Genomic DNA, 20,652 nt, shown 5'->3' with positions numbered 1-20,652 from the left:
TCTCAGCGTCTTCTGAGGAGGGCTTCGAGAATCTGGAGGGCCTCCATGCGGAAGCGGCCATCCGTATCGCTGGTGGTAATATTTTCCAGCGCGTCTTTAGCGCGCAGATCATGATTCTGTCCCAGTCTCACGAGCGCCAGCTTGCGGAGACTTTCGCTCCGCGTCTTGTCCAACACAATGCCGGCGAGTGCGTTGTAGGCCTTCTCGGTCCGGATCTGCGCAAGGGAAAACGTTACGGCGTCGGTGGTGTCTTCGCTCGCCGCTGGAAGCAGGCCCATCAACGTATCGATGGTCATGTCTTTGTCGCCCGGCCCCTGGCTCATCCAGTAGATGGCGTCTTTGCGCGCCCGCATGCTCGGCGAGTTCTTCGCGACGTCCACCAGAATCGGCAGTCCCTGAGGCGCCGCGGTGGTCGCAATCATGCCGAGAACCGACAACGCGACAGGATCCGCCATGTTTGTTTTGAGCCGGTCATTCGTAATCTGGAGGGCGTCAGTCACATCGCTGCGAAACATCACGCGCAGGGCTTCCTGCATCAGGCTGATCTGCTGGTTGACGGCCTGGATATCGGCGGGAGCCAACGTCAATGCGGGAGCGCGGCGAATCAGGATGGAGCGCGCCACTCCCGGAGCCTGATCCGTCCACTGCATTGCGAATTCTTCGACGTCCGGCGTCCATGTCGACCTGGGATACGTCTTGGGAAACGCCTTGACCCGGGTCAAGGCCTCAGGCGTCTTACCGAGTTGGCCGAGTGTCCGGATCAGGTAATACTCCGCTTTGTCCGCAATGTTGCTATTGGAGTATTTTGCGACGACTTCACGGAACGTCTTCTCGGCTTCAAGATAGCGGAACTGATCGTATAAGCTCTGCCCATGGTTGAACAACTCCCGCGCGGGATCTCCCGGTTCGACGAAGTTCCGTTGCAAGACGAGGACTCGGGCATTCTGCGCAAATACCGGCGGCGTCATCATCAGGAAAGCTGCCGCGAGCACACCGGCCCCGATCACAAGCCATTGACTGAGTTTCGTATTACCTCGGACCATAACCCACCGTAGTGACGCGCGGCTGAAATGACTTGATATTGGCGATCAATCCATCGCGTTGAATTCGATGCTGAATATCCGGCACGTCGTCGGGAGCGGTCTGCTCGTTCACATTGCGGATGTCGCGCAGCACCGTCTCGTACGTATCCATGACGTTGCGCACCGGGGGCACCTGCGCCGCGGCGTCTTTGCGTTCATCGATTGCGAGAAGCTGCTCGTTGGCGATCCGCTTGACGTCCGCAAGATCCCGCGTATCGTTCGGCGCCATGTTTTCGACATTCCGCAACAGCAGTTCGGATTGCTGCAGGAAATCGACCGTTACGGGATCCAGCGGCAACGGCTGCTCGATGTTTTGAACAGCGGGCAGCGGGACCGGCGCGGGCAGCCGCAGCAGCCCTCCGGCAATAAGGACAAGCGCGGCCGCCGCAGCAGCCCATTGAATGGAATGTCCCAACGCGCCAGTCTTACGCGCGGGAATAAATGGGGAAGACTCCCTGTTTCCGCGAAGTACAGCGGAAATGGGGAGACGTCCCCAGTTATCCCCGCCAATTTCGACCGCGGCATCCACCAGGATCAGCGCGCTCATCATCTCGCACGAATCCAGGTAGAACTCGCAGCAATTCGTGCAGATCAAAAACTCATTTTTGAACCGCGGATCCGAAATCAGATCCTGCCGGTCGATGATGTATTCCGTTATCCGTTCCCGGAATGCTTCACAATTGTGCATAAAACTTTCCCTTGATGGCCGGCGCGGAGAAATGCTGCCGCAGACGGTCGACGACGCGGAACAATGTTTTCTTCACCGTTCCAACAGACGTGCCCATCAGCTCCGCAATTTCCTCGCACGTCATTCCTTCCTGATGCTTCATCAAAAACATGAGGCGTTGGCGCTCCGGTACTCCTTGCAGCAGCTTGAGAATCTGCTGCATCACCAGCCCGTCATTCACATGCCGCTCGGAAGTGCGGGCCAGCAGTGGAACGGTGTCCGCCTCCTGCCAGTCGGACGAAGCGAGCGGATCGCTCTTGCGCTTCTGATTCAGGAAGGAATTGACCATGATTCTCGACAGCCAGGTCCGGAATGACGACAGCCCTTTGAACTGATGAATCGCGCGATAGGCGTTCAGCATGACGTCCTGGGTAAGATCCTCGGCATCATGATGATTGCCACTATACTTCAGTGCCAGCACGTAGAGATTCCTCTGATGACAGGCTGCCAATTGGCAAAAGGCATCCGTGTCGCCCTTCTGTGCCCGGGCAATCAGTTCGGCTTCTTCGGCCGGGGTCAAGCGCATTCCGTAATCTATAGACAACGTTGTTCGTCCGAGGGTTGGCAGACCTATTTCCAGTATTCCCCCCACCGGCGGTCCACCAACTGGACAACCGATTCATCCATCGCCAGCGGGGCGGGATAGCCCTCTTTCCATGTTGCGTCGATGCCGACAATACCTCGATATACGGGTCTTGCTCCAACAAAAGTTTGCTCCGTGACGATGATGTCGCGAGCCGGGTCGAAACGCGTGAAGATGCCCCATTGCAGGTTTTCGTCGTCGTCCAGCCCCACATCGCCGCTCACGGCAATCACAAATCGCACATCCAGCGGCGCCCGCACCAGATTCGCCAGCACCTCCCGCGGATTGCTTTTCACCACGATGACGAGAAACGCGCCCTCCAGCCAGCGGTAGGCTTCGATCCGCGCATCGAACGGCTTGGGATCTATTGCCTGCACGGGCTCCCGCCGCTTCCGAATCTCTTCCCCGTCCGCCCCGGCGGCATTGATGATCAGCTTGCTGCCCACGTGCATCTTGAACGACGTGAAATCCAGCGTGTCCAGCGGCATGAACGGCAGCAGCCACATATGATCTTCCGGATCGAAACGCAGCCGGATCTCTTTCAACACCGCGTGAAAATCCGCAGGATCGACGCCGCGATTCACCAGCACCATCACCTTCGTGAGCGAAAGCTGCCCGGTGCCGAGCAGCGACATCGCGGTCTTGAGGTTCTCTTTTGGATGGCGCTCGGCCAGCGACACCACCAGCAGGTTGTGAAAGCCCGCGCCCACGTACGCGCACATGTCCACGATGTTCGGATTGATCAGCTTGATCAGCGGACCGACCATCTGTCCCGCGGCGATGCCGAGAAACTTGTCCTCCTGCGGCGGCTTGCCGACGACCGTCGCCACGTAAATCGGATTCCGACGATGCGTCACTTTCCGGATCTGAAAGACTGGAAACTCGGCCGCCTCCGAATAGTGTCCGAAGTGATCGCCGAACGGGCCTTCGAGCTTACGCACACCCTTGGGCACGACGCCTTCGAAGACAAACTCGGCGTTCGCGGGCACGAGCATATCCAGTGTCTTCGCGCGCGCCAGGCCGATGCTGCGGCCGCGCAGAAATCCGGCGAACGCGAGTTCATCGACGTCCTCCGGGAGCGGGAGGATCGCCGCAATCATCAGGATCGGATCACCTCCGATAATGACGGCGGTTTCCAGATCCTTGCCCGCGGCTTCCGCATGCCAGTAGTGCCCGCGGCCGCCTTTCATGCTTTGCCAATGCATGCCCGTGGTGCCGCTGCCGAAAACCTGAAGACGGTAGAGGCCGAGATTCCGCCGCTGCGTGTTGGGATCCTGCGTGAGGACCATCCCGTACGTGATGAAGCGCCCGCCGTCGCCCGGCCAGCACTTGAGGATGGGAAGACGATTCAGGTCGGGGGCCTCGACGACTTGCTGTGAAATGGCGGAGCCGACCTTCTTAGGATGCGTCGTGAGACCGCGCTTGATCAAACTTCGAGACTGCCAGAGACCTTTGAGCGATGGCGGATTGACGCGCTGGATCGCCTGAAATAATTCGGCGCCGATCTGCGCCGGATCTCCGCCAAGCGCGTCATTGACACGCCGAGTCGTACCGAAGAGATTCATCAGGAGTGGCGTGCGCGAGCCCTTGGGATTTTCGAAAAGCAGCGCCGGGCCACCCTCCCGCAGAACGCGCTGAGTAATTTCAGTGACTTCGAGTTCCGGATCGACCTCGGCGCGCACGCGCTTGAGCTGGCCGCCGGCCTCTAGGTGCTGAACAAACTGCTGCAAATCGTCGAACGGCATAAGCGCCTGACGATAGCACAAGACCTATTGGAGATTCGAAATTGGAAATCCGAAATTGGAAATCCGATTTCAATTTCCAACCTCCAATTTCGAATTTCCAATATTTATTTCTCGACCGGGACCCGCTCCTTGCACAGCTCGACCACGCACACCGAATACACCGTGCGATTCGAGGGCGGGAAAGCCATATTCCGCTCCGCCATCATCTTCCGGATCAGCGCCCCCGTCTCGGGCCTTGCGATCGCAGACTGCACACCCACACGCACAAGACCGTCGGCATAATCCACCGCTTGCCAGGTATGCCCCGCATTCACCGAAACCACAGTGTCTGTATCCCGGCTTCCCTTGTCCCGCTGATCGAGTTTCGCGCCGTGATCCACGAGCATTTGCACTACGCCGCTGCGTCCCTTAAGCGCCGCGCCCATCAGTGGCGTGCGTCCATCCTGATTGGCCGCGTTCGGATCGAGCCCGAGTTCGAGCAGATACTTCACGGTCGCGGCGTTCTCTTCCGGCGAGTGCTCATACGTGACGCCTTCCACCCATCCGATTCCGGCGGCCGCTGTGAGTGCCGTGTCGGCGAAATCGGTTTTGAGCATCGGATCGGCGCCGTACTTCACCAGCAGCTTCAGCAGTTCCAGGTCGCCTGACTGCGCTGCGCGCACGAACGGCGTGGCGCCGGCCTCGAAGAACCACTGCATGGTGAAGATCGTCCGCGTCAGCGTGTTGTCCTTGGCGCGCACGTTCGGATTGGCGCCGTGGTCGAGGAGGTACTTGATGAACTCGAGGTTATCCAGATCGGGCTTCGGAACCGGAAAGTCTCCGCCCTCGATGTTGCGGTTATCCGTCGCAAGGTACAGCGGCGTCCACATTCCCTTATTTGCAAGATTGACGTTGGCGCCGCGCCCGATCAGATACTCGGCAAGCTGGTAGTGCCGGTTATTTGTTGCCGTGAGAAGCGGCGTCCAGCCGTATTCAGTGACCTGGTTGATATCCGCTCCCTTGTCGAGCAGAAGTTTCGCCGACTCGAGATCGCCTTCGCGCGCCGCGAGCACGAGAGCGGTCAAGCCGCCGCCGCCCGTTCCGACGAGGCCCGCAAAGACGAAATCCTGGTCCGCCTGATCTCCCGCCGCGCCTGCTGCGGCGCCTTCGGCTCCGGCCGCCGCCGTCGCATTCCCGCGCTGTCCGGCTCCGCGCTGGCCTCCGCCGCGCTGTCCGGCCGGCGCTTGCCCGGCGCCGGGTTGGCCGATGCGAAGCTGCGTTCGATCCGTTCCGCCAAAACGTCCGCCAACGCCTTCGAGCTTCAGCTGTTCTTCATAACTCCGGCCCGCAGCGGAGGCGCGCATCTGCCGCTCGGCGGCAGTTTGAACCGCGGCGGTATTCACCTTTCCGGTCATGTAGTTTCGCGGCAGACCGGCCCCGGCGGACTTCGCGGCAAAATCGGCGCCTCCGTCAAGGAGCGCTTTCACCGCTTCGGGATGTTTCTGTTCGACAGCCCACATCAACGCGGTCGTTCCGCGGAGCGGCTCGCGAGCGTTGACGTCGGCCCCGGCCACGATCAGGAGTTTGACCACGCCGGGATTCCCGTTGTGCGCAGCGAGCATCAGCAGCGTTTCACCCGCGGGTCCTTTCTGGCGCGGATCGGCTGCGGCCTTCAGAAGTCTTTCGACGATACGCGCATCGCCGTAAAGCGCTGCCATGTGCAGCGGCGTCGCGCCTTCGCGATTCGCGACGTTGACGCGCGCGCCCGCGCCGATGAGCAGGTCAAGCATCTCGAGGTCATCCTTATATACAGCCCAGTGCGCAGCGGTTGCGCCGTCGATCTGCGGCGCGTTGACGTCGGCCTTCTGCTGGATCAGGGTACGCAGCGCGGCTTTGTCGCCTTTCATGGCCGCATCCGCGACGGAACTCTGGGTTGAACCGAGCGTGAAGCTCGTGATGACGAGGAACAGAATGGCGGCGGTGCCGGCAAGGATTCTGCGTGTCATATGAGGATTCTCCTGGGGCGGTACTTTATCAGATTTGGCGGGTGCGGCAGAGGGGGAATGGATTGGGTTATCTGGTGGTTGGGTCATCTGGTCAAGTACATTTGACGTTCGACATGGGACGTTTGACATGTGACATTGGGGACGGTTTCCCATATGTCATATGTGAAATGTCCAATGTCGAACGTCACATGTACCTGACCAGATGACCCAATGACCCGATCGGTTATCATGCCCCGATGCTGAATGATTTCAAATTTGCCCTCCGCGCCCTCTGGCAATCTCCGGGCTTTGCCATGACCGCAGAGCTCTTCCATCGCGTTGGCAATCGGCGCGAATTCCGTCATCTTCAGCGTCGCAAACGGCCTGGTCTTCCGGCCGCTCCCGGTTCCCAACCCTTCCCAAGTCGTCACGCTCCGAATGATCGGCGCCGCCGTCAGTTCTTCCCGGTTCGCGGGATCGGCGAATCCTCGATGTCCTATCCCGAGTTCGACGATTTCTGCCGGAACACGCGATCCTTCTCCGACCTTGCCGCGATGGATTATGTCAACGCCGCATTCGCGAAGGTCCGAACATACCGCTCCAATTCCGCCTCGGTCACGAAGTCGACGGCGATTTCTTCCGCCTTCTCGGCATTTCGAATTCCGGGGACAGACACCGAATTATCCAGAACTGCCCATAGGCAGGCGTGATTCGAGGTGAATTCGGCGTTTGACGGAATTCGGAAATTTCTGCACCTTTTCGAATACAGAATCACAATATCCATCGGACAACAGATCTGTGGTTGCCCGTGATAGCATAAATTCAATGAAACTTGTCGAAGCTCATTATGAAAAGGGAGTGCTGAGGCCCACAAAGCCTTTACCGCTCCGTTCAGGTGAACGCGTGAATCTGATTATCGTTCGGCAGCCGGATCCTAAACGCTGGGATCTCGAGCGTTTTCGAAAGGCGGCGACCACGGAAGATCTGGATCTCGCCGAAGACGGCCTTGCGAGTTGGTCTGCCAGCCTTGATGAAGAGGATCAATAATTGAATCGAGGCGAAGTCTGGTGGGCAGATCTTGGAGCATACCGACCGCGCGAGCAAATGGGTCGGCGGCCTGTCATCATCTGGCAAAGCGACACGTTAACAAACGTTCTTCAATCCGTTCTTGTCATTCCTCACAACCAATCTCGAAAGAGCCAACCTGGCTGGCACTGCTTTGATCCTCGCTTCTGAGGATGGCCCACGAGAAGACTCTGTTGCACTCGCGTTTCAGTTGAGAGCGATTCCAAAATCGGCACTACAGGCGAAGATCCGAATGCTCTCGCAAGACGAACTTGATGACTTGGAGCTCGCAACCGATGAGGCGCTCGGCCGGGTCGAACCCAGTGAGGGTGCCAACAATCAGTCCGCGGAATAGTTCGCCACGATGGCTTGGCAAGAGGCGGAACCTGTGCATGTTAGAGGGAAGCGGGCGTGCACACCCGCTCCCCTCTAACATGTCAAACGGATCTAGATCGCGATCCGCGTGACGGACTCACGCCAGTCGGTATAACCGGCCTTCGTGACGGCACGGACCTGGAAAGCGTAGGCCGTGCCCGGCGTCAAACCGGTTACCAGCGCCGGCGGGCGTGTGGTGCCCACCGGCTGCTCGGTCCAGTTTCCCGGCATCCCGCCCGCAGCGACCGGAGCCCAGCGCAAAACATAGCTGAGCGCGGCCGCCTGAGCGATGAGCGTTACGAGCATCTGGCCGCTGTTGTTGGCCGGAACGATCTTGCGGATCGAATCCGACAACGGAGCAACCGGAACACGTGTCGTGGAGACCACGTCGTATCCGCTCTTCAGGAAGATCGTCATGTCGTCCTTGCAGTTCTCCTCGACGTAGTGTCCGATTTGACGCAACGACTTGATCACGATCTCCTTCTGATGTTCCCGTTCGGCAATGGCTCTCTTGCCGCCGTCCAACGCCGCCGAAATGCCGGCCGACAGTGCATCGGCTTGCGATTTCAGCGTCGCCAGATCGATAGACGGGTTGGGATAGTCGACCGTATCGGTGAATACCCCGCCGAGAACGGCGTTTACCCGGGCGAGTACATCATTCGCTGAGTTTCTCCTGAAACCCAGCAAGGCTTTGATCGGTATTGTCTTTGTCATATTCCCTCCTTTCTGCGGGACCGCCCCGCGATTGAATTCCAACGAACGCCGTCCTATATCGCACGCGCTGTGCCATTCACGCGCCCGGATGCCATTCTTTAAAAATCAATAACTTGCAAGGCCCGGGGATGGGAAAGGCTTTCGACGACCGCAACCTACAGGTTGCGGTCCGCAACCTGTAGGTTGCGAAATAGCGCCGACGCACCCCGTCGGTGTTTGTTATCCGGGAAATGGCGATGCAGTGCTGCAGAATCATTTCCAAGACTGCTATTGCCGATGCAGCGTTGCAAAACCGGATGCTGCGCTGCATCTGCCGAAGCAGTACTGCTAAACCTTTTGCAGCGGCGCAAAGCAGGCTGCAAGGCTGCTCCGGCATTTGCAGTGCTGCAACGGGCGATGCAGCATTGCTAAATCGTTTGCTTCACTGCAATCGGCGATGCAGCGCTGCTGAACCATTTGCCGCCTTGCAACCGGGGATGCAGCACTGCTGAATCTTCTGCTGCACTGCAATCGCCGATGCAACACTGCTCAATCATTTCCTACACAGCAATCGGCGGTGCAGCACTGCTCAACCATTTCCGGCGCTGGAATCGGGGATGCAACGCTGCTAAGCCATTTCCAGCACTGCACGCGTTTTTCTCGTGCGCGAGACTCTGTATTCCACTAGCATGTCCGGCATCATGAATCCGCGACTTCTGGGTATTGCCGGCGAATTCGAGGGCATGGAATTTCCGCTAGGTAAATCGAAGCTCGACATCGGGCGCGGAGCGCGCAATCACATTTCTCTGAAAGATCCGCTCGTATCGCTCAAGCATTGCAGCATCACGTTCGAAGAGGATCGTTGCATGGTTCTGGACTGCTGCAGCGAGCACGGGACATTTGTGAACGAATTCTCCTTTCCCGGGAAGTTCGCGGATCACGGCGACCACATTCGGATCGGCCGTTCGATCTTCGTTTACCTTCTGCATGACCAGGTGGATGCATCGCTGCTGCAGTTCACGCCGGCCGAGCGGCGCTGGTGCTACGATAACTACCCGCCGGATCGCGCCGGACACTACGAAGCCGCAAAAGGAACGACCCTCTCCGCGGTTTTGCAGCTGCACGCTTCGATCAATGCGATCCGCAAGGCGGAGGAAATCCAGGGGCGCGCGCTCGATTTCATCTTTGAGGTCATGCCGGTCGACCGGGCGGCAATCCTGATGGCGGGCCACGAGCAGGACCGCTTCGTTTCGTCCACTTACCGCAGCCTGGGATCGCGCAACGGCGATGCATTTCCGGTCGATGAAGCGGCCGCTGTCAGAGTTCTTCGCGAAGGCATTCCGAATTACACAGACAAGGCGGTCTGTTATCCGATGACGGCTTTCGACACCAGGGTGGGCGTCATCTACGCCGCGATGGCGCAGGCGGGCGCCGAATGGTTCACCGCCGGCCACATCGCGGTGCTGGAATCGGTCGCTGCGTCGACGGCCGTCGCCCTCGAGCACCTGCGATACGTCACATGGCTCGAAACCGAAAACCGCCGCCTGACCGAAATGCTTTACGCGGAGCACGGGATGATCGGCAGGAGTGAACGAATGAAGGAGGTGTATGCCTTCATCGGCCGCGCGGGTCCAGGCGAGCGGCCTGTTCTGATCATCGGCCCCAGTGGTACGGGTAAGGAACTGGTGGCGTATGCGATTCACCGCAACAGCCCGCGGGCGCCGAAACGCCTCATTGCGGTCAATTGCGGTGCGTTCAGCGAAAGCCTGCTGCAAAGCGAGCTGTTCGGGTATGAACGCGGCGCGTTCACGGGCGCGGTCGCCCAGCGGAAAGGGCTATTCGAGGACGCCGACGGCTGCACGGTCTTTCTGGATGAAATCGGCGAACTTCCACTGAACATGCAGGTGGATCTTCTGCGCGTCATTCAGGAAGGCGAAGTCAAACGGCTCGGCTCGCACACTCCGATCAAAGTGGACGTGCGGATCATCGCGGCGACAAACCGCGACCTGCGCGAAGAAGTCCAGAAGGGGCGTTTCCGGGAGGACTTGTTTTACCGGCTGAATGTTCTCCCACTCCAGATGCCCTCCCTTGCCCAACGCCGCGAAGACATTCCGGAACTGGCCGCACATTTCGTCCGCAAGCACCGGAGCATCCGGTGCGCGCCGTATCCCGAAGTCGCGGGAATCAGCCCTGAAGCCCATCGATTGCTCGGCGCGTACGGCTGGCCCGGCAATGTTCGCGAACTCGAAAACGCGATCGAGTGGGCAATTTCGATGGGTGCGACGCCCTACATCCTGCCGGAAGATCTGCCTAAAGAGGTCCGGGCGCCTTCCGATTCCACGGCTGCGCACGGCGGGACGCTGTATGACCGGGAGTTCGACGCCTTTCAGAAATCCCTTTTCGAACGAATCCTTCGCGAGACCGGCAGGAACCGGGCGGAAGCAGCCCGCCGCCTCGGCTGGCACCCTACATCGTTTCGCCGGCGCTGCGGCGAACTCGGCCTGGAATAAAGCTGTGAGGTCTCTAAAAATGCGCCTTCGCTGCTGGCTATCCGTCATAACGGTTTGTCTCGTGTTGCTGCAGATCGTTTTATCTGCGGAAACGCTGCCGCCTCAGTTAAGCGACGCGGAATATTGGAAGATGATCAACGATTTCTCTGAACCCGCCGGATATTATCAATACAACGTCGTCACATCGAACGAGCTGACCTATCAGCATTCTCTTCCCGACCTCATGAAGACACCGCGCGCCGGCGGGGCGTACCTCGGCGTTGGACCGGAACAGAACTTCACCTATATCGCGGCAGTGCAACCGAAGATCGCGTTCATCTTCGATATCCGGCGCGAAATGATGCTGGAACACCTGATGTACAAATGCGTCTTCGAGATGTCTGCAAACCGCGTGGAATTCGTCGCGAATCTTTTTTCAAGGAGAGCCCCGCCCCAGTTGACCGGCGATAGTCCTGTTGCAACGATCTTTGAAGCGTTCGCGCGTGTGCCGGCCGATCCGGCGCTCGCCGCGAAAAACGCCAACTTGATCGTGGATCGCTTGAAGACGCGGCATCATTTCGCGCTGACGGCCGAGGATGAACGCGGAATCCGTACTCTTTTCCGGACGTTCGCGGGGGAAGGCGTCGAACTCTTCAACTCGAGCTTCCTCAGCCCGGGCTATGCAACATTAATGACGCTCACCGACGGCCGCGGTAAAAACTGGGCTTATCTCGCAACGAAGGAAAACTATGACCGGGTCCGCCTTATGCAGCAGCAGAATCGGATTGTGCCGCTGGTGGGCGACTTCGCCGGCCCGAAGGCGATTCGAGCCGTCGGTCAATACCTGAAGGATCATGGTGCAACGGTGCACGTCTTCTACATTTCAAATGTTGAAGACTACATTCAAGCCCGTGCGAAGTACGTGGGTAATATCGCATCGCTTCCAATCGATGCCTCGAGCGTCCTTCTCCGCTGGAATATCGGCGGAGCCACGCAGCTCGATCCGATCGCAGCTTTCTTGCGTTCCCAGCGTTCCGTCAATTTCCGGTAGGCCGTTCTGCGTGCTCGAGCCCGCTGTGCGCGTATGCAGTAGCTCGAGCGCTTCGGCAACCTGCGTGCAAGGTTCCACGCGTCCATTTCAACACTAGGAGGGAATATAGATGCCATCTGGTTCGAAGACAAGCAGGAGGCGCCCGGCCCGGGCTGTTAATGCAATTAGCCTTTTGGTTCAGGATCACCGGAAGGTGAAACGTTTGCTCAGCTCTCTGGACCGAACGACGGAGAGAGCCGGCAGCCGGCGCGAAGCGCTATTGAAAGAGGTCGAAACCGAAATCAAGATGCACACTCAGATCGAAGAGGAAATTTTCTATCCGGCCTATAAAGCAGCGGTGCGGAAGCCGGACGGGCACCTTTATTTCGAGGCGCTGGAAGAACATCATCTGGTCGACATCGTATTACCCGAAATCAAATCCACCACTGTTGAGTCTGAGGAATTCAGCGCCAAGGCGAAGGTGCTGAAAGATCTTATCGATCATCACGCCGAAGAAGAAGAGTCGCAGATGTTTCCGAAAGCCCGCAGGGCCATTGGTGATGAAAAGCTCCGCGAACTCGGCAGACAGATGCAGGAACGCAAAATGCAACTTCAAGCGGGCCTTTTGACTCGGGCTGTCCGGACGGCCGGCGCGGCATTCGAAACGGTCATGGACCAGGTCACAAAAAAGAAGCGCGCTGCATAACGCTTCGCTCCACACCTGATGGGCCTGATCGGCCCGATGGAATGAACAGTTCATTTTGCGGGGCATCGGTGTACGCCCGTTGCCACCCGGTTTACCACTCTACAGAAACGAGGTTGTACGAATGAATCGCTCACTACATCTGATTATGATCTGCGTTCTTGGCGCCGGACTATCGCTGTATGCCCACCCGCTGCAGCAGAATACGCCGCCCGACAATACCCAGATCAACAAACAGGACCGCAATACAAACAATCCCACCGCGGACCGTCAGAGCGGCAACCGTTCTGATGTTGAAATCACCCGCCAGATCCGCCGCTCGCTTACAGGAGACAAGACTTTGTCCAGTTATGCAAAGAACGTCAAGATCGTCACGCAAGGCGGCAACGTCACGTTGCGGGGTCCGGTACGTTCGGAGGAGGAAAAGAAATCCATCGAAGCAAAGGCGAATGATGTGGCCGGAGCCGGCCATGTGAAAAGTGAACTTCAGATCGCAGCGAAAGAAAAAGCGAAGAACAACCCTTAATGTCCATGTCTCACTAAAGGAGGAATTGAATGGCAGGAAAAAACACAGCCGCTTTCGGTATCTACACAGATCGCACCAGCGTCGAACTCGCTGTCGATACTCTTAAAGCGGACGGATTTCGCAACACGGATATTTCCGTGTTATTTCCCGAAACCACCGGCACGAAAGATTTCGCAACCGAAAAGCACACGAAAGCTCCGGAGGGCGCAACGACCGGGGCCGGCACGGGCGTCGTTCTCGGGGGGGCGCTGGGATGGCTGACGGGCATCGGCGCACTTGCGATTCCGGGGCTCGGACCCTTCATCGCCGCCGGCCCGATTATGGCGGCTCTGGCCGGCGCTGGCGTCGGCGGAACAGTTGGCGGCATCGTCGGAGCGCTCGTCGGGCTTGGCATTCCGGAATATGAAGCGAAACGATACGAAGGACGCATCAAGAGCGGCGGCATTCTGCTGTCGGTCCACTGCGATAATTCGGAATGGACAAAGAGAGCGAAAAAGATTCTCGAGGACACCGGAGCGGAAGACGTCGCATCGACAGGTGAGTCGGGGGCGGACTTCTCCAAATCGGATCGTCCGATGCTTCGGTCCGACGCTCCTGAACCGAAACTCCCCCGCGACCGAAAGGTCGGCTGAACGGGAACCTGGTCCCCGTCCCTCTGGGCGGGGACCAGTCCGTACCGCAGAGTTGCCCCGATCCGGCCGGGTTGAACAAAAGATCTATCGCTTCGAAGATTGTGAATGGAACGCCCGGTGCACTCACCCGCATGGAGGAACAGCAATGGCCCGATACGGCAAAAAAGCCTCTGACAAAGTCGAAAAAGCCATGCAGGAGAAAAAGCGTGGAACGCTCAAGAGCGGCCGCTCCGGCAAAAAGGTCACAAGCCGGAAACAGGCAATCGCTATCGGCCTCTCCGAGGCTCGAAAAGAGGGAGGCAAGGTGCCGCGCAAAAAGTCCTCGTCGAAAAAGAAGTAGCTACGCCGGCCTTGCGCAAGAAGCGGCTACGCCGGCGAAGCATAATGAAGGAAGCCCGTCACAGGACGGGCTTCTTTCGTTGAAGGTCCGTCTAACCTTATATGGCCGCGCGAGCAATCTGGGCAGGCAGACTCAAGCTGGGCTCCTCCGGGCTGCAGGTGAAGCTTTACTCCGCCGTGGAAGACCGCTCGATCCGCTTCCATATGCTTGAAGCAAAGACGAAAACGCGAATCAAGCAGCATATGGTGAATCCAGATACGGGCGAGGAAGTGCCGCGCGAACAGATCCGGAAGGGCTATGAGATCGATCGCGGCACTTTCGTGCTGCTCGACGATGACGAACTCTCCAGCCTCCAGCCTCGTGCATCTCGAGATATCGATATCATCCGATTCGTTCCAGCCGGCCGCATCAGCCATCTCTGGTATGAGAGGCCTTATTACCTCGGCCCTGACGGCAACACGAATCCATACTTCGCCTTCGTACAGGCGCTTAAAAATCAGAACCGCGAAGGTATCGTCCGATGGGTCATGCGGAACAAGGGCTACACCGGCGCGCTGCGTGTAAGTGGAGACTATCTTTCGCTGATCACCCTTCATCCTGCTGAGGAGGTCCTTTCCGACCGCGATCTTCCGGCCCCGCGTACACGCGAAGTCACGGCAAAAGAACTAAAGATGGCAAACGAACTGGTGGGCGCTCTTGAAGGTGAATTGAACTTCGAGCAATTCCACGATGAATACCGGGATCGTCTTCTCGACTTCATCAAAGCCAAAGCAAAGGGCCGTAGACCCAAATTACACCCAGTCCGCACTCGCCGCGCCACGGCTTCGCTGGAACGCGGGCTCGCAAAGAGTCTCGTTGCGCTGAAATCCGGCAAGGAGCGAAAAGTTGCCTAGGCGGAAACCACAAGCCGAATCCCATCCGGGTGACGAACAGGAATCCAGCGTCCGCCCCTTCTGGTCGGGCACGCTAAGCTTCGGCCTGGTGAGTATTCCCGTCAATCTGTATCCCGCGACGCGCCAGGTGCGCTCCCCTATTCGAATGCTCAGCGCGGACGGAATGCCGTTGAGCAGGCGTTATTTCTCCAGCGATAACGACAGGGAGCTGGATGACAGCCAGATCGTACGCGGATATGAAGTCTCTAAAGACAAATTCGTCGTCGTTACCGACGAGGAACTTGCCCGGCTCGATCCCGAAAAGTCGCGCGACATCGATCTCCGGCTGTTCGTAAAAACAAGTGACATCGAGCCGGTGTACTTCGAACATGCATATTATCTGGCCCCCGCAAAAGAATCCGCCAAAGCATACAACCTCCTCGCCGAAACGATGGAGAATTCCAAGCGTGCCGGAATCGCCACGTTCGTGATGCGGGACCGGGCCTATCTGGTCGCGATACTTGCTGAAAACGGGATTCTCCGTGCAGAAACTCTTCGCTTCAGCGACGAAGTCCGCTCACCGGCAGATGTCGGCCTGCCGAAAGTGAGGCGGCCTGCAAAATCCGCCGTCGGCCGTTTTGTAAAGCTGATACGAAAATACAAAAAAGACAGCATCGCGGTCGACGAACTGAAAGATGAAGAGACAGAGAAGCTGCTGAAACTCGTCGAACATAAGCGCGCCAGACACAAGGACGTCATCGAATCGGAAACCGCGGAAACCAAACCGGCAAAAGTCGTGGACCTCATGGAAGTATTGAAGAAAAGTCTGGCGGGAAAACGCGCAGCATAGCCATGAAGAATAATAAGGAAGAACGGACCATCGGCCGCCGGAAGATCAGCGTCTCGAATCTCGATAAAGTTCTGTATCCGGAGGCTCATTTCACCAAGCGTCAGGTTATCGATTACTACACCCGGGTTGCGCCCTTTCTGCTGCCCCATTTAAAGGACCGGCCGGTGACGCTGAAGCGATTTCCCAACGGCTTGGGCGGAAACTTCTTTTACGAGAAGGACGCTCCTCGCTTCACTCCCGAATGGGTCCGGACGGTTTCCGTCCCGCGCCGCGACCGCAGCAACGCAGACATTCGATATGTCGTGATTGACGATCTGCCGACCCTTGTCTGGCTCAGCAATCTGGCAAACCTGGAGCTTCATCCTTTCCTTCACAAAGCAAAGCGTCTGGAGCGGCCGACAGCGGTCGTGTTCGATTTCGATCCCGGCCCGGGAGCCGATATTCTCGACTGCGCCAGGGTCGCGTTTTATGTTCGCGGCCACCTGACCGAATTCGGCCTGGAGTGTTTCGCGAAGGTTTCCGGTTCAAAAGGCCTTCAGGTCTACGTTCCTCTGAATACCGCCGGCGCCGTATATCCGGCAACACAGGGCTTCGCCAAAGCTATCGCCGAACTCATGCAGGAACGTCATCCCGATCTCGTCGTATCGAAGATGACCAAAGCGATTCGCGGCGGCAAGGTCTTCATCGATTGGAGCCAGAACTCCGATTTCAAGACCACCGTCGGCGTTTATTCGCTGCGGGCCAAGCTCGCGCAACCTTTTGTATCCATGCCCGTGGAATGGGACGAACTGCAGCAAGCGATGGATTCTCACCAGCCCGGCCCGCTGTACTTCAAACCCGATGAGGCAATTGAGCGCGCCGAACGGCTGGGAGACCTCTTCAAACCGGTGCTGTCGCTCCGACAGAAATTGCCTGGGCAATTTTTATCCGCCGCCCGGACGCCGTCCGCGCTTGGCGAGTACAGGCGGAAACGGGACTTCGGCAAAACGAAGGAGCCCTCACCGTCGCCGGTCCGGCGAAGCCGCCAGGGAAGCGCCCGCCGTTTCGTTATTCAAAAGCACGCGGCAAGTCACCTTCATTATGACTTCCGGCTCGAAATGCATGACACGCTGAAATCCTGGGCCGTTCCCAAGGGACCGCCATATAAACAATCCGAAAAACGTCTCGCCATGCCGACAGAAGATCACCCGCTCGAATATCTCGACTTCGAAGGAGTGATTCCAAAAGGCCAGTATGGCGGCGGCACCGTGATGGTATGGGATATTGGTACGTATGAGCTTGTCGAAGGAGACTACGACACCGGCTACCTGCACTTTTATCTTTCGGGCCGGAAGCTCAAAGGCGAATGGCAGCTGATCCGTGGCCGCCGTCAGGGCAACCGGCAAATGTGGTTCCTCGGGAAAGTCGCGAAATCCATGCGCCCATTATCGAAGAAGAAAGATGACGAATCCGCGCTCAGCGGGCGCACCATGGACGAAATACGGTCCGGCAGGATGCGAGCGGCGTAAACGTCCTCGGGCCATACGGAAAAACAAGGTGCGCTGCGCGGTTCGTTGACAACCGCCCCGCCCCAGCGTTCTAACGTTTGATCGCTCGGGCACCCCGCCTTGGAAAGGCGGGGAATGTGCGCCTGCTGTGTTTGTGCTGTTTCACGGATTCTTTTAACGCCTGCGTCAATGTAAGCCGTTGCTTCGGCTTCGACCATTCCCGGATCATTCGCGCAAAATCGCGCTCGGCGGCCGGACGGGTAAGAGTGTGGCGGACGTAGCTTTCAAAAACTCCGGGGTGGACATAACACTTTCTGCAAACGGCCACCGTGTTCCCCAGTTTCTGCGCGACCTCATCCAGAACCTCGGCGATCCGCCGCTTCCCTTCTTTCTGTGTCTTGAATGCAGGACGGCGTCCGAAAGCTTCGACCGCCAATGTGGTTCCTGCCCAGGTCCGGAAATCCTTAGCCGTGAAATCGTCGCCCGCAGTTTCTCTCAGGTATTCGTTCACATCGGTCGATGAGACCGCATGTCTCTCCCCCGTTTCGTCGATGTACTGGAATAATTCGTAGCCGGGAACGTCACGGCATCTTTTCACAATCTTCGCCAGATGCGCATCTTCGACGCTGATCGCATGCTTCCGGCCGCTCTTTCCCCGGAAGTAGAAGTACATCGTCGGTCCAGCGATCCTGACATGATGGTCTCTCAGGGTCGTCAGACCGAAAGACTGATTCTGTCTGGTGTACTCCTGGTTACCCACGCGGATAAGCGTGGTCTCCAGGAGGCGGACAATGGTTGCGAGGACCTTCTGTTTTGGCAGACCGGCGAGGCGGAGGTCCCGCTTCACGCGCGCGCGGATCTTTGGGAGCGCCTTTCCGAAATCGGCCATACGGTCGAATTTGGTACTGTCGCGTATTTCGCGCCAGCGCGGGTGGTAGCGATATTGTTTTCGATTTCGCGCATCGCGGCCGACCGCCTGGAGGTGTCCCTCCTCGAACGGGCAGATCCACACCTCGCTCCAGGCCGGCGGAATTGCCAACGACCGGATCCTGCCGAGTGTCGCCGGATCCCGAATGAGCTTTCCTTGCGGTCCGAGATACCGAAATGCTTTCGCCGGGCCGCGCCGCCGGATTCCCGGAATGGAATCCGTTACATACCGTAATCCGGCAGACTTGGCCGCAACCAACACGTTTGAATCCGGGAAGTTGGTCAATTGCCGGCGGCCCACTGGAGTGAAGAGTGCATGATGATTGCCATTATTCATTTGGACGGTGGTCTTGCGCTCCCGGCGGTTGAATTCCGCCGTTCACCCGGCCGTTTCCACAGGTCGCCGATTTCTTGAATAAAGACGCCACTCCACCTTCTAATATTCCCGCCTGGAGGTGGCAATGGAACCGGTGCTGACAGTCCGCAACGCGGTGAAGCGGTTTGGGGCGAACAAGGCGCTCGACGATGTGACGATCGAGCTGCATCAAGGCGAATGGCTGGCGCTGCTGGGGCCGAATGGCGCCGGGAAGACGACGCTGGTCCGCGCCATTGCCGGCCGCGTGCGGCTGGATTCGGGCACGGTATCGCTGCCCGATGGCAGGCGCGACAAACTGGGGATCGTGCCGCAGGAGATTTCGCTTTATCCACAGCTCACAGCGGCCGAGAACCTGTCGTGTTTCGGAGAACTTCAGGGGCTCAATGGGACGGCGCTGCGCGAGCGCGTGGAGTGGGCGCTCGAATTCACCGGCCTGGCGGATCGCGCGGACGAACTGGTCGGCGCATTTTCGGGCGGGATGAAGCGGCGGCTGAACATCGCCTGCAGTGTGCTGCACCGCCCGTCCGTCGTGCTGCTCGATGAACCGACGGTCGGCGTCGATCCGCAGAGCCGCCAGCGCATCTGGGAAATGCTCGACCGGCTGCGGCGCGACGGCGCATCTCTTCTTTTAACGACGCATCAACTGGACGAAGCGCAGCAGATCTGCGACCGCATCGTCGTACTCGACCACGGCCGCGTCATTGCGAACGGCGCGTTCGACGAACTGGTCCGGCAGACGATCGGCCCGAAGCGGCGGGTCCTGCTTTCTTTCGAAGACGCGGCTGCGGCGCAACGCTTCAACCAGTGGCCGGACACCACGATCAACGGCGCGCTCGTCCGCTGCCAGATCGAAAACATCGGGCGAGACCTGGCCCCGCTCCTGGCGCACGTGGCCGAAGCAGGTGACGACGTGCTCGACGTGCAGATCGAATCGCCGACGCTGCAGGCGGTGTTCCTTCATCTCACCGGAAGGGAGCTGCGGGACTGATGATTTCCACCATCGTCAAAATCAACTTCCTGAATCTGCGGCGCGACAAGGCCGCGTTCATGCTGACGTTCATCCTGCCGATCGTCTTCTTCTCGATCTTCGCGATGATCTTCGGGAGCATGAATCGCGACTCGCACGACAATAAAATCAAGATCGCCGTTGTGGATCTGGACCGGACGGATCGGTCCCAAAGCCTGATCGCGGCCCTGCAGAGGGAGCAGCCCCTCGATGTGACTCTCGATATCGACGCGGTTTCAGCGCGGAGCGGCGTCCACGGTGGCAAGTTCGCGGCCGCGGTCACTGTTCTGGAAGGCTGCGGCGCGTTGATCGGCAATCCACTGGCGGAGCGGGATTGCGTCGAGGTGGTCTACGACGCGTCGAATCCGCTCGCGCAGAGCGCGGTGTCCGGCTTCGTGCAGGGCGCCGCAATGATGTCGCTGGCGCCTGCCGTGCGGGCGCAATTTGCGCAGGGCTTGGTCCGCGTCCGCTCCACGGACGTTCGCGCCGGCGAGACGGCCGCTGCCGATTCGCAGCGCTCGATGATTTCGTACTATGCCGCGGGCGTTTCCGTGATGTTCCTGCTTTTCTCGATGGCGGGCTCCGGCGGCGCGCTGCTGGAGGAGACCGAAACCGGAACGCTCGAACGCCTGCTATCGACGCGCGCCTCGATGTGGCAAGTGTTGATCGGAAAATGGCTGTATCTCACAGGACTGGGAATCGTCGAGGTCAGCCTCATGTTCGTGTGGGCCTGCCTCGTCTTCCATCTCGAGTTACTCACGCCGGGCAGAATCGCCGGAGTAGCGGCAATGGTGCTTGTCACCGCCGCTGCTGCTGCGGGGTTCGGCCTCGTTCTCGCGACGGCTTGCACCAGCCGCGCGCAGCTCAACGGAATTTCGCGAGTCGTGATCCTGGTGATGTCGGCGATAGGAGGAAGCATGGTCCCGCGTTTCATCATGCCGAAATTCATGGACACCGCCGCGCTGTTTACGTTCAACGGCTGGGCGCTGGACGGCTTCCTCAAGGTGTTCTGGTATAACGATATTCACTCCACGGTCGCCCAGTCGCTGAGTTCCCTGGTCCCTCAGGTCGCGATGCTCACCGTGCTGGCCGGGGTCTTTGTCGGCATTGCCCGAAGACTCGCCAGGCGTTGGGAGAGTGTTTAGCCGCAGATGACGCGGATGACGCAGATGGGGGCGCA

The 20,652-nt window shown here is 58.7% G+C and carries 19 protein-coding genes; 12 read left to right on the top strand and 7 right to left on the bottom strand.

Translation table 11 applies throughout. From position 1 onward, the window contains the following. Positions 1–2 precede the first annotated feature (2 nt). The 5 genes from bamD to VGK48_21925 form a co-directional block, all read right to left on the bottom strand. Positions 3–1,043, bottom strand: a complete 1,041-nt coding sequence (gene bamD / locus VGK48_21945) for an outer membrane protein assembly factor BamD (GenBank protein HEY2383847.1) — start codon at positions 1,041–1,043, stop codon at positions 3–5. After that, positions 1,030–1,770 (bottom strand): hypothetical protein, encoded by a 741-nt coding sequence (locus tag VGK48_21940; protein ID HEY2383846.1) that lies wholly within the window; start codon positions 1,768–1,770, stop codon positions 1,030–1,032. The genes bamD and VGK48_21940 overlap by 14 nt, the downstream gene beginning before the upstream one ends. Beyond that, positions 1,757–2,335, bottom strand: a complete 579-nt coding sequence (locus VGK48_21935; protein ID HEY2383845.1) for a sigma-70 family RNA polymerase sigma factor — start codon at positions 2,333–2,335, stop codon at positions 1,757–1,759. The genes VGK48_21940 and VGK48_21935 overlap by 14 nt, the downstream gene beginning before the upstream one ends. Positions 2,336–2,379: 44 nt before the next feature. Continuing rightward, positions 2,380–4,137, bottom strand: a complete 1,758-nt coding sequence (locus VGK48_21930) for a UbiD family decarboxylase (protein ID HEY2383844.1) — start codon at positions 4,135–4,137, stop codon at positions 2,380–2,382. A 104-nt stretch (positions 4,138–4,241) separates the two neighbouring features. Next, positions 4,242–6,122: an ankyrin repeat domain-containing protein gene (locus VGK48_21925; protein ID HEY2383843.1), complete on the bottom strand. Its 1,881-nt coding sequence runs from the start codon at positions 6,120–6,122 to the stop codon at positions 4,242–4,244. Positions 6,123–6,926: 804 nt separating this feature from the next. Between VGK48_21925 and VGK48_21920 the strand changes: the two genes are divergently transcribed. Continuing rightward, positions 6,927–7,148 (top strand): antitoxin family protein, encoded by a 222-nt coding sequence (locus VGK48_21920; protein ID HEY2383842.1) that lies wholly within the window; start codon positions 6,927–6,929, stop codon positions 7,146–7,148. A gap of 465 nt (positions 7,149–7,613) precedes the next feature. On the opposite strand, the gene VGK48_21915 is transcribed toward VGK48_21920, so the two are convergent. After that, positions 7,614–8,255 carry a fibronectin type III domain-containing protein gene (locus VGK48_21915; GenBank protein HEY2383841.1) on the bottom strand — a complete coding sequence of 214 codons (642 nt, stop codon included), beginning with the start codon at positions 8,253–8,255 and terminating at the stop codon, positions 7,614–7,616. Positions 8,256–8,935: 680 nt separating this feature from the next. On the opposite strand from VGK48_21915, the gene VGK48_21910 reads away from it, so the two are divergent. From VGK48_21910 to ligD, 9 genes are all read left to right on the top strand, one after another. Continuing rightward, on the top strand, positions 8,936–10,744 hold the full coding sequence (locus tag VGK48_21910; protein ID HEY2383840.1) for a sigma 54-interacting transcriptional regulator: 1,809 nt from the start codon (positions 8,936–8,938) through the stop codon (positions 10,742–10,744). Between the two features lie 4 nt (positions 10,745–10,748). Next, complete coding sequence (locus tag VGK48_21905; protein HEY2383839.1) at positions 10,749–11,774, top strand: hypothetical protein; 1,026 nt, start codon at positions 10,749–10,751, stop codon at positions 11,772–11,774. A gap of 109 nt (positions 11,775–11,883) precedes the next feature. Continuing rightward, positions 11,884–12,459: a hemerythrin domain-containing protein gene (locus VGK48_21900; GenBank protein ID HEY2383838.1), complete on the top strand. Its 576-nt coding sequence runs from the start codon at positions 11,884–11,886 to the stop codon at positions 12,457–12,459. 121 nt (positions 12,460–12,580) lie between these two features. After that, positions 12,581–12,982, top strand: coding sequence for a BON domain-containing protein (locus tag VGK48_21895; GenBank protein HEY2383837.1), 402 nt, complete (start codon positions 12,581–12,583; stop codon positions 12,980–12,982). A gap of 29 nt (positions 12,983–13,011) precedes the next feature. Next, on the top strand, positions 13,012–13,614 hold the full coding sequence (locus tag VGK48_21890; protein HEY2383836.1) for a quinol:electron acceptor oxidoreductase subunit ActD: 603 nt from the start codon (positions 13,012–13,014) through the stop codon (positions 13,612–13,614). 145 nt (positions 13,615–13,759) lie between these two features. Then, positions 13,760–13,954, top strand: coding sequence for a DUF6496 domain-containing protein (locus tag VGK48_21885; GenBank protein HEY2383835.1), 195 nt, complete (start codon positions 13,760–13,762; stop codon positions 13,952–13,954). A gap of 101 nt (positions 13,955–14,055) precedes the next feature. Further along, a complete protein-coding gene (locus tag VGK48_21880) occupies positions 14,056–14,847 on the top strand; it encodes a Ku protein (GenBank protein ID HEY2383834.1) in 792 nt (263 codons plus the stop codon). Then, positions 14,840–15,676: a Ku protein gene (locus VGK48_21875; GenBank protein HEY2383833.1), complete on the top strand. Its 837-nt coding sequence runs from the start codon at positions 14,840–14,842 to the stop codon at positions 15,674–15,676. The genes VGK48_21880 and VGK48_21875 overlap by 8 nt, the downstream gene beginning before the upstream one ends. A 2-nt stretch (positions 15,677–15,678) precedes the next feature. Beyond that, positions 15,679–17,184, top strand: a complete 1,506-nt coding sequence (ligD, locus tag VGK48_21870; protein HEY2383832.1) for a non-homologous end-joining DNA ligase — start codon at positions 15,679–15,681, stop codon at positions 17,182–17,184. A 70-nt stretch (positions 17,185–17,254) separates the two neighbouring features. Here the strand turns inward: ligD and VGK48_21865 are convergent, their stop codons facing one another. Next, a complete protein-coding gene (locus VGK48_21865) occupies positions 17,255–18,427 on the bottom strand; it encodes a DNA topoisomerase IB (GenBank protein HEY2383831.1) in 1,173 nt (390 codons plus the stop codon). 124 nt (positions 18,428–18,551) lie between these two features. Between VGK48_21865 and VGK48_21860 the strand changes: the two genes are divergently transcribed. After that, positions 18,552–19,454 carry an ABC transporter ATP-binding protein gene (locus VGK48_21860; protein HEY2383830.1) on the top strand — a complete coding sequence of 301 codons (903 nt, stop codon included), beginning with the start codon at positions 18,552–18,554 and terminating at the stop codon, positions 19,452–19,454. Next, entirely contained in the window at positions 19,454–20,617 is a 1,164-nt protein-coding gene (locus VGK48_21855) for an ABC transporter permease (protein HEY2383829.1), read from the top strand. Before VGK48_21860 ends, VGK48_21855 begins: the two co-directional genes overlap by 1 nt. Positions 20,618–20,652: the final 35 nt, after the last annotated feature.

It is taken from the genome of Terriglobia bacterium, from assembly GCA_036496425.1.
In the GTDB taxonomy this organism is placed as follows: Bacteria; Acidobacteriota; Terriglobia; order 20CM-2-55-15; family 20CM-2-55-15; genus 20CM-2-55-15.
The sequence above is the reverse complement of the archived record's forward strand: the minus strand, read 5'-3'. Positions and strand labels throughout refer to the sequence as shown.

Bases quoted from the DNA above. Each gene is read 5' to 3' on its own strand.
- bamD (HEY2383847.1), bottom strand. From the start codon at position 1,043: ATGGTCCGAGGTAATACGAAACTCAGTCAATGGCTTGTGATCGGGGCC.
- VGK48_21940 (HEY2383846.1), bottom strand. From the start codon at position 1,770: ATGCACAATTGTGAAGCATTCCGGGAACGGATAACGGAATACATCATC.
- VGK48_21935 (HEY2383845.1), bottom strand. From the start codon at position 2,335: ATGCGCTTGACCCCGGCCGAAGAAGCCGAACTGATTGCCCGGGCACAG.
- VGK48_21930 (HEY2383844.1), bottom strand. From the start codon at position 4,137: ATGCCGTTCGACGATTTGCAGCAGTTTGTTCAGCACCTAGAGGCCGGC.
- VGK48_21925 (HEY2383843.1), bottom strand. From the start codon at position 6,122: ATGACACGCAGAATCCTTGCCGGCACCGCCGCCATTCTGTTCCTCGTC.
- VGK48_21920 (HEY2383842.1), top strand. From the start codon at position 6,927: ATGAAACTTGTCGAAGCTCATTATGAAAAGGGAGTGCTGAGGCCCACA.
- VGK48_21915 (HEY2383841.1), bottom strand. From the start codon at position 8,255: ATGACAAAGACAATACCGATCAAAGCCTTGCTGGGTTTCAGGAGAAAC.
- VGK48_21910 (HEY2383840.1), top strand. From the start codon at position 8,936: ATGAATCCGCGACTTCTGGGTATTGCCGGCGAATTCGAGGGCATGGAA.
- VGK48_21900 (HEY2383838.1), top strand. From the start codon at position 11,884: ATGCCATCTGGTTCGAAGACAAGCAGGAGGCGCCCGGCCCGGGCTGTT.
- VGK48_21895 (HEY2383837.1), top strand. From the start codon at position 12,581: ATGAATCGCTCACTACATCTGATTATGATCTGCGTTCTTGGCGCCGGA.
- VGK48_21890 (HEY2383836.1), top strand. From the start codon at position 13,012: ATGGCAGGAAAAAACACAGCCGCTTTCGGTATCTACACAGATCGCACC.
- VGK48_21885 (HEY2383835.1), top strand. From the start codon at position 13,760: ATGGCCCGATACGGCAAAAAAGCCTCTGACAAAGTCGAAAAAGCCATG.
- VGK48_21880 (HEY2383834.1), top strand. From the start codon at position 14,056: ATGGCCGCGCGAGCAATCTGGGCAGGCAGACTCAAGCTGGGCTCCTCC.
- ligD (HEY2383832.1), top strand. From the start codon at position 15,679: ATGAAGAATAATAAGGAAGAACGGACCATCGGCCGCCGGAAGATCAGC.
- VGK48_21865 (HEY2383831.1), bottom strand. From the start codon at position 18,427: ATGAATAATGGCAATCATCATGCACTCTTCACTCCAGTGGGCCGCCGG.
- VGK48_21860 (HEY2383830.1), top strand. From the start codon at position 18,552: ATGGAACCGGTGCTGACAGTCCGCAACGCGGTGAAGCGGTTTGGGGCG.
- VGK48_21855 (HEY2383829.1), top strand. From the start codon at position 19,454: ATGATTTCCACCATCGTCAAAATCAACTTCCTGAATCTGCGGCGCGAC.